Here is a 12,456-nt window from a genome sequence, read left to right on the forward strand (position 1 = left end):
ATCGCTATTCTTACGACTATCCTTACGACTATCCTTGGACATTGTGACCCCGCGACAAACCATTCCGCGAGATATTCTTAGCCGACCAGATCAGCCCTCAGTGCGTGGTCCCTGGATGACGCTCACGCTGAACCACAGCGAAGGCGTCGCGCCTAAGGACCTCGATGGCGCCTAACGAGAACCGCGGAGCCTCACTGGAGTTCGAATCCGCCGGATCGCATCCTAACCTGACTTAATCCGTTCATCTTAACGATGCTTGCCAGCCTTGCCGCCACGCCCGGGAGCACCTGATCACGCGAAAGCCTATCAACGTCAGGTGTGATCTCTCGCTTGCGCAAAGCAAGCACCGCCCCCGACCGGCCTTTCGAACCTGTTCGCGTGTCCGCTGCGGCCCTGCCCCCTCCGCGCCGGAAATGACGCAAAATCTCCCGCCACAAAGGGGCTCGCTGCCGACCCTCGAGACCCGAGTCAGCAGTGTCATGGCATCGTCGAGCACCGTGTGCCAGAATGTGCGCAGCGGTTTCTCCTTGACTGTCCCTTGGTCGTGCTCCGGCTTGAAGAACTAGCGCGGGATCTCCAGTCCAAGTCCTGGCGTCGGGCCGAGGGGCACCGTAGTACCCTACCCAAGATCTCGGCGTCTCTTGCTCAATCTCGCAGTTACTCGCCCAGCAACTTGGTAACGCTCGACCAACTCCCAGTCCCCGCAAAGATGGCCCGCGAACTGATCCTGATATTGTCGGATCATACGCAGATTGTGCCCCTTGACGTCAGAGTCGCGGATGTGCGGTTCACCAACGAACTTGATGACGATCGCTTGCGGCTCGATCTTTGCCCCTCGGTTCACTTTCGCGCGTAACGAAGAAGTAGAAAGCCGCAATGTCGTGAGACCGCGCGCCGCAGCGTAATCGAGGGGCTCGTAATAGCACAACACGAAATATCTGTAATCCTTCAGATCGCGCCTGTAGTCTGCCCCGAAGTAGCGCAAGTGAAGTGCCGTTCCAAAACGATAGAAAACGGCCAGCCCCGTTATCTCGTTGTTGAACTCGGAAACTGCTGCGGCACCGAACTGCGACACCCCCGCCTTTCTCTGCCCGGCGAGTATCCTTTCCATCCAGTCGCGACCCTTGGTGCTTCCGTGTCGAGACCTGTTTTGAGTTATGAGATCAGCGACTATGGAGTCATCGAGTTCTTCGGCTGAGGCCCATCCGATCTTCCCCCCGGCTCGCCGGAACGCCGCGACTTCAGACTTGCTTTGATTACGATCGTGCGCGCACGAGCGCGCCATCATCCCCGCCACCCCCGTATCCGGTACTTCTAGATAGGCCTCGGCAGAATGCAAAACGACCGTACCCCCAATATGCTCCGCGAATTCTACCGCCGCCGGGTAGGGCATGTACGGCATTACAACGCCGGTATATTCCCGCTCCTGCGCATACTTTAGAGCGCTGCGTCCAAACTCGCCTAAAGCCTCGTACCTTCGCCTGCCCTGAATGCAGGGTATCTCGTTGTGGGTGTTGCGCCGACCACCTAGCCAGAGAAAGCTTTGTCGCCAAGGGCCGGGAATTCCCGCCATGCAATCTGGTAGGAAGAACAAACCAGGTGATTGGTCTCCCTCCCAAAGCGTGCACGCAGCCACGACTCCGGCCGGCCCGCGGACCGCAAGCACGTCTGTTGCGCCGAACGAATGTTCGAGCGCTCGCAGCCACCGGTAGCTGTTATAGAAATTGTTGTCACTGACGAGGGCATCCCATTCATGCTCGTCAAAGTCGGATAGACCTTTGGCGACCGCTGAGCGGAACGGGGCTGACAAGCTGCTCCTGAATGGTACAAACGTCATGGGTGTCGTTCCGCATGGCGTGGGGCACGGATGCCTTCAATGATGATCGCGTGCGGGCTTTGGAGATATGCATGCAGCTCCTTGGGAAGCTGATCTAAAGGGGCGTCTGTTGGCACAAACAGTTCTCGCCATTTCAACGATCGGAACCCTGCTTGTGCTAATGAACTCTCCAAAGAAGGAGCGGGCCAATGCCATGCGAATATCCCGCCTTGTTCTCCATGTTTGCAGAACTCGACCTTGATACGCCCACCTTCTAAATATGGGTTCTCAGGATTGTCCACGACGAGCCTGAAGCCACAGGGTTCGTACCAGTTTGGATGTGGATTGTAAGCTGGATGAGTCGATAACGATATCAAGCGCCCGCCAGGACGCAACAGCCCGGCCATTTCAGCGCACATGCTGTCCAGCTCAGTTTTGGTGGCGGCATAGGGCAGCACATAGGATGCAAGTACCAAGTCGAATTGGGCTGCCATGTTGGCATGGAGATGGGCCACGAAGGAGAGATTGATCCCCTCTTTCTCTGCGCGACGCCGCGCGTAGTTTAGCATGCCTGGCGCGGGATCATATCCTACAACATAGGCTGCTCCGCGTTGCTTAAGTATTCGCGAATATGCCCCCGCGCCGCACCCAAAATCGAGGATGGACAGGCCATCAACATCGCCGATCACCTCTAGTACGCTCGGCACTTCGATGTATTTTTGAAGGGGCCAATCAGTCATATTCTCGTGCAGGCTTGCAAATTCATCGAATTGGGCCGCGCTGTCGGACACAGACGCACCTCTCGATTTGCCATACTCATGTTGGCACGAACCCAGTGTTTCTTCTTCGGGGGACGGGCAAGAACCGCCGGATAACGCAACTTTAGCGAGCGGTGAGGATGCGAGACTCATGCTTCGATCCGTTCTGACCAGACCGACACTGTCTTAGATCTGTCGAGATACTTTTCGTAGAGTTCTTCGAGCATTTTCTTGCCGACGACGGCGAGCTCAGCTTGATAGGCTTTGCGATCGGTCACCTCAATGCGCTCGATATAGTCCCACGGACCGCCCGATATGCCGGCGCCGGTTTCCGTGATGCGGTGCGTCGAATAGCTGACAATGGTCTTCAATTTACCGGCGACGACATAGTCGACCTCACGTTCGAAGCGTTCATATTCCGCTGCGCTGACACCCGGCTTCAGTGCGGCAAATACAAATCGGACAACAGCCATTTTCGATCCTTCTCGTGTCGTGGCATATCAAAATTCAAGTGGCCAGCTCTGAGCCAAGAGACTAGGCGACGATCGCCTCGCTGCATTCCAGGGCGACGCTCTTGCGCTGCTCGCTTTAGCTGATGGACATCGCTCGGCGAAAGCCTCGCGCAAAATGCGCAGAGCGCCTCGTCCCCTAAAGGAACAAACCGATGAGGTTGCCCCCGGCAACATGAGCGATAGTTGGCACGCGCTCGATGATTGCCGAGGGTCGCCTGTGATGCTCGGCGCATTCCTGCGCGTCGCTGCCGCTCTCCAGGGCGTGAGTAACGGCCAACTCCTGTACAGCACGAACGACAGAAGAAATCGCGGCGCACCCGACCGGTTTTCAATTGACGGCTTGTCGATCGTCTTGATGTGATTAACCGACTAATCGCCATATGAACTCCGGGCTCGGCTATCTACCAGACGGCCACATTGAAACGAGTTTGCGCAGGACCTCAGCAAAGTGCGTGCCACAAACGGCTTAGGCAAGGCCAGCAGGCGGACACAACAACCACTTCCGCCGCACGGCGAAATACTTGGCCGGTCTTGTCGCATTTCGCACGTGCACGTCTTGATCCAGACACGGCTGAATACGACCACGGCGACTGCATGGCAGTCGCACTGCTATTAAGATCGCGAGGCAAGGTCATGATCAGCCTGATCGCCTACGTCTTTGTCCAGTGCAATGTAGGAAGGAAACGCAAACAGTCGTCGAAAGCGACGATAGCTGTGTACCGCCTCAAAACACATCGCACCGACGAGACTCGTCTGCATAGAGAGACAGCTGTGAAGAGGGCGAGGAGAAAACAGTTCGAGGCGGCAAGCGCCTGCTGTCGGCCCTTTCGATGGCGCTGAGGAGGAAAAATCGCGTTGGGCCGAGGGCGGCTCAGAGCTCTTGTGCGCATGAGGGAGAGTTGTGGACGAGGGTTTTGCCGTGCTGCAGATTTCGGCACGTTCGCCGGGTTCCGCCATGGCAAAGGACAATGCAGAATGGGTGGACCGAATGTACCACGCCGGTGAACGTGAATTCCTCTCGGCTACTCACGACTACCGATCGATGTTGGATCGGGCAGCGATCTGGACAGCGGATTTCGGTATCTGGCCGCGCTGACCGAATCCTCTAGGCGCTGGCGGCAGCCCGGCTCCATTTAGGCGCCGAGCGATCGTCAGCAGGGTCCCTGTCCGGCATTGCAAGCCGTGTTACTCGATTGATGGTAGGCACCGGATGATCGGCCAGGCCAGCGCTGTTTCGATTGCTTCCCGCTGAGTGCGGAATGCTTGGTCAGCATTATGACATCCGCAGAACAGCGCGTCCGGGACGCGGTCCTGATAGCTTGTAAAGTCGCTCGGTACTGGCATGCAAATTGCTGCCTGCGGGTCAGGCAAATGGGGGAGGAATCATTGACCTGCCAAGGCCTTTAGCTTGCCGCCTGTGCCTCGAAAGACGATGTGGTTCAACGCTAGCTACGGAGCCTATTGACCTACATGTGCGGAATTGTCGGCATTTTGGGACGCGGTCCGGTCTCTGAACAATTAGTCATTTCCCTGAGGCGGCTAGAGTATCGGGGCTATGACTCTGCAGGCGTCGCAACGCTGAATGGCGGTCATTTCTACCGACGGCGCGCCAAGGGCAAGCTCAAAGCCTTAGAGAACCGACTGCGCGCCGAGCCGGTGTCTGGGAATATCGGCATCGGGCATACCCGCTGGGCCACCCACGGAAAGCCGAGCGAGAAGAACGCCCATCCGCATGCAACCGACAATGTGTCGGTCGTTCATAACGGCATTATCGAGAACTATCTTGAGCTGCGCGCTGAATTGGAACGAAAGGGTGCACAATTCGCCTCCGAGACCGACACAGAGGTAGTCGCTCATATGGTCGAATCCCATCTGATTAAGGGCTATTCGCCTCAGGACGCGGTGAAGGCTTCGCTGCCCAAATTGCAGGGCGCGTTCGCGCTGGTTTTTCTGTTTAAGGGCTGCGACGATTTATTGATCGGCGTTCGCAACGGATCGCCGCTTGCTATCGGCCACGGCGAAGGCGAAATGTATCTGGCCTCGGATGAGATCGCACTTGCGCCTTTCACGGAGACCATTACCCATTTGGAAGACGGCGACTGGGCCGTTCTGACCCGCAGCTCCCTCACGATCTACGACCTGCAAGGCGTCATCGTCCATCGCGAGGTGCTGAGATGTAGAGCGTCGCCGGCCCTCATCGAGAAGGCAAACCACCGTCATTTCATGATCAAGGAGATCCACGAGCAGCCGGAAGTTGCCGGCCATACGCTGGCGCGCTATGTCGACCCGGCGGGCGATCGCGTCGCATTGCCTCAGACGCTCCCTTTCGACTTCAATGACATTGGTCGAATACTGATCACCGGTTGCGGATCCGCAAGCCACGCCGGCCACATCGCCAAATACTGGTTCGAGCGGCTGGCCCGCATCCCCGTCGAGGTCGATGTCGCCTCCGAATTTCGCTACCGGGAACCGCCCTTGCGCGAGCGCGATCTTGCCATCCTTATTTCGCAATCCGGCGAGACGGCTGATACGCTGGCTGCGCTGCGTTTTGCCAAATCTCACGGACTGCGCACGCTCTCCGTGGTCAACGTGCCGACGTCGACGATTGCGCGGGAGAGCGAGACTGTGCTGCAGACGCTGGCCGGGCCCGAAATCGGCGTCCCCTCGACCAAAGCCTTCTCGTGCCAATTGATCGTGCTCGCGGCTGTTGCGATCGCCACCGGGAGATCGCGTGGCGAATTGTCCACGGCGAGCGAGGCCAGGCTCGTGCAAGAGTTGATTGAAGTTCCTCGCCTGATGACAGCTGCACTTGCAACCGAATCACAAATCGAGAAGGTCGCGCGGCAGCTCGCCCAGTCGCGTGGCGTGCTATATATCGGTCGCGGCAGCTCGTTTCCGCTGGCGCTGGAAGGCGCGCTGAAGCTGAAAGAAATCGCCTATATCCACGCCCACGGCTATGCTGCCGGCGAGCTTAAGCACGGTCCACTTGCGTTGATCAGCGATGGTGTGCCAGTCGTGGTGATCGCCCCTCCCGACCCGCTGTTCCAAAAGACGGTCTCAAACATGCAGGAAGTTGCAGCAAGAGCCGGCAACATCATCCTAATAACCGACGCAAAGGGGGCCGAGGCAGCCTCTGTGAACCCGCTCGCGACCATCGTATTGCCTGACATGGGGACAAGCTTTACTCCGATAGTTTATGACATTCCGATGCAGCTCTTGGCGTATCATACTGGGTTGGCGATGGGCACAGACATTGACCAGCCACGCAATCTCGCTAAGTCGGTCACTGTCGAATAGGTTACCCTGATTTTCGCCGATCCGACGCTCACCACCACAATATCTGGCGTACTTCGAGCGGGTTGGTAACATTGGTAAGTTGCGTCCGGCGCGCCGCAGCTAGGCTCTCGCCTTTGAACCTATTCAGCCCGGCCTCGTCGGGCACGGGGTGGCCTGCCTGGACCTGAATACGCCACGTCGGCCTGCCATGGCCGTGACGCGTGGCCGCGATGCCGACGAGCCGTTCCGGAGCGAGCTTGAGCGCATCGAGATGGTGTCGCTCGGCGGCCGTGGCCGTCGTGCCTGCAGGGTTGCCGGCGGAGAGGCAGATCACCCGGCCTTTGGCGCGGGCGCCGCCTGGTCAAGGACTATCTCCAGCCGCCGGAGATCACGCGCAAAATATGAGCTCGGCATGCGCCGCCTCGCCAAGGCGCGGGAGGACATGCAGGAGCGCATAATCGCGCGCAACGTGCACGAACTGATCCGCGCCCTCGAGGGTGCAGTCGATCATGGACTGTGCCGACATGGCCGCGCACGCCTCACTCTACCGGGAGGAAAGCCGCTGAAGGTCTCTATCACTGGCGGACGGATTTTCCGGACAAGAATAATGTCAACAGGTTCTGCCACACAGCTGTCCAAGCTGGCGGCAAGTTGACCCGCGAGAAACGGGCCGTCGAGCCGTATGTCATCCCGATAGCCGACGACGAGAAAGATCTTTATGACAAGCAGCGCATCCGCGCTTCGGTCTAACCCGAAGTACAACAGGAGATAACGATCCCGCTCGCTTCCTATCAGACATCGGTGCTTCAGATGCGGTGCCAGCACGATGTCGGGGCGGCCACAGCGGCATCGTAGAGGGCGCGGAGCAGCGGGATCCCTCGCTCGTTTCTGATGCTTCTGTCGTGATTTGCAGCGTCCTCGCCGAGCTAGAGGCCGTCTGACACCTGCTCGAGAGCGTGATCCGGGAAGTGTGCAGTGTTTTCTGAAAAGATCGTGCTCAAACAAGAATCTAAAGCGGGTGACGATTCTTCCTAATCTCATCGCGCTTCAGGCGGTGTTTCTAAACAACCATGCAGCGAGCGTTGTGGCCGCCACGGCCCCAATCAGTTGCGCGATGACGAAGGGAACAACGCTACTCGGAGCGATACCGGCAAAGGTGTCGGACAGCGATCGTGCGATCGTCACCGCGGGATTGGCGAACGAAGTGGATGCGGTGAACCAGTAAGCGGAAGTTATATACAAGCCAACGCCGTAAGGAACCACAGCGGGAGTTCGGCTCGCACAGCCGAAGATCGTGACGAGCAAACCGAACGTTGCGGCGGCTTCTGCGATCCACTGTCCGGCTCCGGTTCGTTGTGTGAGCGAGACTTGCCAGAGCGGAATATCGAACATCAAATGCGCCGCAAAGACCCCCGCGAGCGAACCGGCAATCTGCGCAAGAATATAGGCCCACATGGCTCGCCACGTCAGTTCGCCGCGCAAAGTCAAGGCCAGACTGACTGCGGGATTGAAGTGCGCTCCGGAGAGCGGACCGAAGACCAGGATCAGGACCACCAGGATCGCACCAGTGGAGATGGTGTTGCAGAGAAGCGCGAGCGCGACGTTGCCCCCGGCGAGCCGCTGCGCCATGATCCCGGACCCGACCACGGCAGTGACAAGGAACGCCGTTCCGAGCCACTCTGACACAATGCGCCGTCGCATGGACGGCATCAGAATTGTCCGAGCGGCGCCTTTCGTAGGACCGATCTCCTTGAGTGCGCTCTTTCGCGCCATTTCATCTCGTTGATCATCGGCCTGCATTGACTGTTCCTGCACAAGAGACATTTTGGCTCGTCGATTGCTGCGCTGTAGGCCTTTCACGCTCGTCGCAAGGATGCAGTGAAGCGGCTCAATTCAGCCTTCAACTTAGAACTGCTCTTGGACAGCGCCTGCGCCGACTGCAGGACGCCGCTTGCCGCTGTATCCGTGGTTCCGGCGGCATGGGCGACCTGGCTCATTCCGCTCGCAACGTCCGAGGTTCGCGCGACGGTCTGTTGAATGTTCTGCGCGATCTCGCGCGTTGCGAAGAGCTGCTGTTCAACAGACTCCGACACAGCACCGGAGATCTGCGAGATGCGGTCGATCGTTGCGCCAATGGAAGCGATTTCAATCACCGATTTGCGAGCGACCGACTGCATCGAGCCGATTTGCGCGGCAATCTCCGAGGTGGCATCAGAAGTCTGATCGGCCAGAGCCTTGACTTCCTGCGCGACCACCGCAAAGCCGGTGCCGTATTCGCCCGCACGTGCGGCTTCAATCGTGGCGTTGAGGGCAAGCAGGTTGGTCTGACGTGCCACTTTCGCTATGAGCCGAACGACGTCGCCGATCCGTTCGGCCGCTTCAGTGAGCTCGGACATCTGCCTGTCAGTCTGCGTCGCTTGGCGGACCGCCTCCAGCGCAATTTTCGAGGATTCCTGCACTTGTCGCCCAATTTCGGAGGCGGAGGTCATCATCTGTTCCGTCGCTGCAGCAATGAGCTGGATGTTGGAAGAGGCGCTGTCGGTTGCTGTCGAGACGTGGCTCGAAACGCCGGTCGTGTGTTTGGCCGATTGAGTAAGGCCAAGTGCCGCGCTTTCAAGCTGGCAGGAGGCGTTAGCCACCGTCTCAATAACGTTACCGACGGCCGCCTCGAAGCCATCAGCAAGCCGCACGAGCTCCGCGCGGCTTCGCTCGCCCTGCAGGCGGTCGCGCTCCAACTGTTCGGCAAGGTCGCGCTCGGCCTTCTGGCGCATGCCGTGCTTGAAGTCCTCGACCGCACGTCCCATGTCTCCGATCTCATCTTTACGATCAAGACCCGGCAGAACAATCTCGAACTGACCGGCACCAAGCTGACGCATCGCCGCCGTCATCCGTGAAATGGCACTGCCAATGCGATGGCCGAACAGCATCGCAAAGGTCGCGACCAGGCCCATCGCCCCAACCACCAGCCAAAACAGGAGATCGCGGGCATTTGCCGCGCGTAAGCCAGCCGCGGCGCTTCGGCGATCAGCTTCTGCGATCGCCTGTGCCAATGCCGGTCGATGGCTGCCATAAACCTTGGCAATATCCTCCATCTCATCGTTCAGCGACTGCTGGACCAACATGAAGGCAGAAAATGCGGCTTGATAGGACTTGAGAAGACCCTCAAGTTCGGCGCGAATACCGGGTAAGAGATCTGAAGCGGCCAACAGCCCGGCGAACTCGGCGCCAGACTTGTCAAAATCCTGGCCGCATTTTTCTTCGCCGTGCAGCATGAAATCCTTCTCGTACCCGCGCATCGTCTCCATGAGCGCGGTCAACCTTGGCTGGTCGAGCTCGGCAAGCCGCCCTTTCAGCTGAAGCTCGGCTATGCGCAGCCCGCCCTGCAGCCCCTCCTCGCCGTTAAAACCAAGCGCGCGCTCGGCCGAGACGATGTTCTGAAACCGAGCGGCGTAGAGGTCGATCCCGCTCCGCAGTCCGGAGGAGCTCTTGAGAGGGTCGCCCTCAGCCAAACGCGCCGCAAAGGCTTCGATGTCGCCGAGCATCGCCATTTCTTGCTTGAGCAGCTCCGCATGGCGCTCAATCATTGCATCGTCGCGGCGACGCAGGAATTCGGTCGTCACATGTTGCGATTCCAAAAAGCTCTGGGAGAGCGCCGCAAACCGGTCACGGACGCGAGCGGCCTCGTCCGCATCGCCCTGGACCTGCGCTGCGCGATTCAGCCCGACCAGGCAGATCGAGCCGGTCGCAATGACCGCGATAATGCCAAGCAGGCCGATCTTTAATCGCAAGGAGGCACTAAATGTTCGGTTGGCCAGACTAGGCAGCTTGAGCAAGCGCCACAATGACGTGGGTTTAAACGAAAGTGCGCGAAGTGTGAGAGCTGAGAACAATGTTTTCTTTCCTTCTAAATGGCGTGCCTTGCCAATCCTGCGGACGATTAAACACTGTAAGACGCGAGACAGTCACTCAACACTGAAGAATGCTGCTGCCGATGTCGGCAGCGGCCCAGCCAAGTCTAGGCGAAGTGGCAGACAGATCGGCCTGCCAGTGGATTGGGTGTATCGGTGCTCGCAAAGAAAACCGTCAGGACGAGAGCACAGGCCAGTTGGAGCTCGTCATTCAAGTGGCTTGGTTTGCGGCAACATATCGGGGCCCACGGCGGTTGCACGCGAGGGAAACACTAGGTTGTTACGGAAACAGTCCGCGTGTTTCCTTGGCACCGCGAACACGCTCGACGCCTATTGCCATGGCCGCGGTGCGATTGAACAGATTTTCGCCTTTGCTTCGCGCCAGGACGCGATCGAAGGCTCGATCCAGGAGCTGATACTCCCTGCGCATGACTTCCTCCTCCTCCCAGAACAATCGCTGAAGGTCTTGCACCCATTCAAAGTAACTGACGACAACACCTCCCGAATTGCAGAGAATATCGGGAATGACGAACACCTCGTCCTGGCGTGCTTCCAGGATTCGGTCAGCTTCCGGCGTAGTCGGTCCGTTGGCGCCTTCGGCAAGGATCCGGCAGCGCAGCTTAGCGGCCGTTCCAGCGTCGATGACCCGTTCGACGGCAGCCGGAACAAGCACGTCGCACGGCACGGTCAGGATCTCCGCAGGATCGAGAGCGAGCTCGTTGGAGTAGCCATCAAGGCTTCCTTGCGAGGAAGCGTGCCGGACAAGTTGTGGTATGTCGAGCCCCCGAGGGCGGTAGAGCGCGCCGGTGTGATCGCTGACGGCGATCACTTTCACTCCCATGTTATGCAGCTCAAGCGCAGCGATCGAGCCGACGTTTCCAAATCCTTGAACCACGGCCGTTGACCCATTGAGACGGATTTTGAGCTCGTCCGCAGCGCGCCTGACCAGATGAGCCACACCCCGTCCTGTCGCTTCACGGCGGCCGAGCGTTCCACCCGCGCTGACGGGCTTGCCCGTCACGATCTCGGTGACGGTTTGGCCCTGGTACATCGAATATGTGTCCATGAACCAGGCCATGATCTGCTCGTTCGTACCGAGGTCGGGAGCCATAACATCGGTGTGCGGGCCAACGAACGGGATCATTTCCTGCATATAACGGCGCGACAGCGCCTCAAGCTCGCGCTTCGACAAGGTCGAGGGGTCGACATTGATTCCGCCCTTGGCCCCGCCATACGGCAGTCCGACCAGGGCACATTTCCAGCTCATCCAAATGGCGAGCGCTGCAACTTCGCCGAGGTCGACTGTGGGCGCGAACCTGGTGCCCCCTTTTGTCGGGCCAAGCGTCAAATGATGCTGTACCCGGTAGCCCTCGAACACCGCGGTCGTGCCATCATCCCGGTGAATTGGACAAGATACTGTGACAGATCGCTTCGGCAGCAACAGGCGCGGTCTGGCATCATCCGGTATGCTCAGGTAATTCGCGATCACCTCGAATTGCTTCACGGCCATCTCAAACACTGGCCCACGATATGAAGTCACGCTAGCTCCTCAAGCTGGATATGAAAATTGGATGCTCATACGCCCGGACGCTTTGGGCCCTGAACGGTGATGTGGTTTCGGGAGGTGGAGATAGTCGCCGTTACCGCAAGAGCGCAGCTTGCGCTCACGCCCAGTAGAGGACCAACGCAACGACAGCGAGATTGATGAGAGCGGCCACGATCGCCAGCAACCAAGTGGTCGCAGGCGAAAGGTCTGGAGCATCTTGCGAATCTGGTATCCAAAGGGGCGGCGGCGGCATCTCAATGTCTCCGAAAGCTTGCATTGCAGCAGATCGAGCAAGCAAGATAAATTGCCTCATGGCCATCAGGCGACCCAGTTGCTCAAATCTATGGCGCGACCGCGCTGATCTTGATCAAGAGTCGATAGGCTCCGAACTATGCTTAGCTCCTGTCGTTCACATCGCCTTGACGATGTTCTCGGTGACCTTCTTGGCGTCGCCGAGCAGCATCATGGTGTTGTCGCGATAGAATAGCGGGTTGTCGATGCCGGCATAGCCGGAGGCCAGCGAGCGCTTGATGAACATCACCGTGCCGGCCTTCCAGACCTGGAGCACCGGCATGCCGTAGATCGGAGAGGACTTATCCTCTTCCGCAGCCGGATTGGTGACATCGTTGGCGCCGATCAC

9 protein-coding genes and 2 pseudogenes are annotated in these 12,456 nt (G+C 58.7%); 3 read left to right on the forward strand and 8 right to left on the reverse strand.

The window, feature by feature from the left end:
• Window positions 1-619: 619 nt before the first annotated feature.
• The 3 genes from EAV90_RS38095 to EAV90_RS38105 are packed head-to-tail and all read right to left on the reverse strand — an operon-like array spanning window position 620 to window position 3,047.
• Window positions 620-1,810, reverse strand: a complete 1,191-nt coding sequence (locus EAV90_RS38095) for a peptidogalycan biosysnthesis protein (protein WP_164937290.1) — start codon at window positions 1,808-1,810, stop codon at window positions 620-622.
• A 23-nt stretch (window positions 1,811-1,833) separates the two neighbouring features.
• On the reverse strand, window positions 1,834-2,727 hold the full coding sequence (locus tag EAV90_RS38100; protein WP_129146369.1) for a class I SAM-dependent methyltransferase: 894 nt from the start codon (window positions 2,725-2,727) through the stop codon (window positions 1,834-1,836).
• Window positions 2,724-3,047: a hypothetical protein gene (locus EAV90_RS38105; protein WP_129146370.1), complete on the reverse strand. Its 324-nt coding sequence runs from the start codon at window positions 3,045-3,047 to the stop codon at window positions 2,724-2,726. The genes EAV90_RS38100 and EAV90_RS38105 overlap by 4 nt, the downstream gene beginning before the upstream one ends.
• Window positions 3,048-3,987: 940 nt before the next feature.
• Here EAV90_RS38105 and EAV90_RS38110 point away from each other — a divergent pair.
• A complete protein-coding gene (locus EAV90_RS38110; RefSeq protein ID WP_129146371.1) occupies window positions 3,988-4,182 on the forward strand; it encodes a hypothetical protein in 195 nt (64 codons plus the stop codon).
• A 374-nt stretch (window positions 4,183-4,556) separates the two neighbouring features.
• Window positions 4,557-6,383, forward strand: a complete 1,827-nt coding sequence (gene glmS / locus EAV90_RS38115) for a glutamine--fructose-6-phosphate transaminase (isomerizing) (RefSeq protein ID WP_129146375.1) — start codon at window positions 4,557-4,559, stop codon at window positions 6,381-6,383.
• A 124-nt stretch (window positions 6,384-6,507) separates the two neighbouring features.
• Here glmS and EAV90_RS38120 read toward each other — a convergent pair.
• Window positions 6,508-6,702, reverse strand: a pseudogene (locus EAV90_RS38120) (DUF4147 domain-containing protein); the annotation flags it as partial.
• 2 nt (window positions 6,703-6,704) lie between these two features.
• On the opposite strand from EAV90_RS38120, the pseudogene EAV90_RS41565 reads away from it, so the two are divergent.
• Window positions 6,705-7,112 (forward strand): annotated as a pseudogene (locus EAV90_RS41565) (fumarate reductase/succinate dehydrogenase flavoprotein subunit); the annotation flags it as partial.
• 297 nt (window positions 7,113-7,409) lie between these two features.
• Here the strand turns inward: EAV90_RS41565 and EAV90_RS38130 are convergent.
• The 4 genes from EAV90_RS38130 to EAV90_RS38145 all read right to left on the reverse strand — a co-directional run.
• Entirely contained in the window at window positions 7,410-8,072 is a 663-nt protein-coding gene (locus EAV90_RS38130) for an aquaporin (protein ID WP_129146376.1), read from the reverse strand.
• A gap of 146 nt (window positions 8,073-8,218) precedes the next feature.
• Complete coding sequence (locus tag EAV90_RS38135) at window positions 8,219-10,252, reverse strand: methyl-accepting chemotaxis protein (RefSeq protein ID WP_129146373.1); 2,034 nt, start codon at window positions 10,250-10,252, stop codon at window positions 8,219-8,221.
• 298 nt (window positions 10,253-10,550) lie between these two features.
• Window positions 10,551-11,810: a Glu/Leu/Phe/Val family dehydrogenase gene (locus EAV90_RS38140; RefSeq protein ID WP_129146374.1), complete on the reverse strand. Its 1,260-nt coding sequence runs from the start codon at window positions 11,808-11,810 to the stop codon at window positions 10,551-10,553.
• A gap of 415 nt (window positions 11,811-12,225) precedes the next feature.
• Window positions 12,226-12,456 (reverse strand): NAD(P)(+) transhydrogenase (Re/Si-specific) subunit beta (locus EAV90_RS38145; protein ID WP_164937046.1); only part of this gene is annotated, 231 nt, incomplete at its 5' end.

Origin of the sequence: Bradyrhizobium vignae (assembly GCF_004114425.1) — a bacterium.
Lineage (GTDB): Bacteria > Pseudomonadota > Alphaproteobacteria > Rhizobiales > Xanthobacteraceae > Bradyrhizobium > Bradyrhizobium vignae.

What these genes read in the sequence shown, in the direction of transcription:
- EAV90_RS38130 (WP_129146376.1), bottom strand. Translation starts at nt 8,072, where the DNA reads ATGCCGTCCATGCGACGGCGCATTGTGTCAGAGTGGCTCGGAACGGCG.
- EAV90_RS38100 (WP_129146369.1), bottom strand. Translation starts at nt 2,727, where the DNA reads ATGAGTCTCGCATCCTCACCGCTCGCTAAAGTTGCGTTATCCGGCGGT.
- glmS (WP_129146375.1), top strand. Translation starts at nt 4,557, where the DNA reads ATGTGCGGAATTGTCGGCATTTTGGGACGCGGTCCGGTCTCTGAACAA.
- EAV90_RS38105 (WP_129146370.1), bottom strand. Translation starts at nt 3,047, where the DNA reads ATGGCTGTTGTCCGATTTGTATTTGCCGCACTGAAGCCGGGTGTCAGC.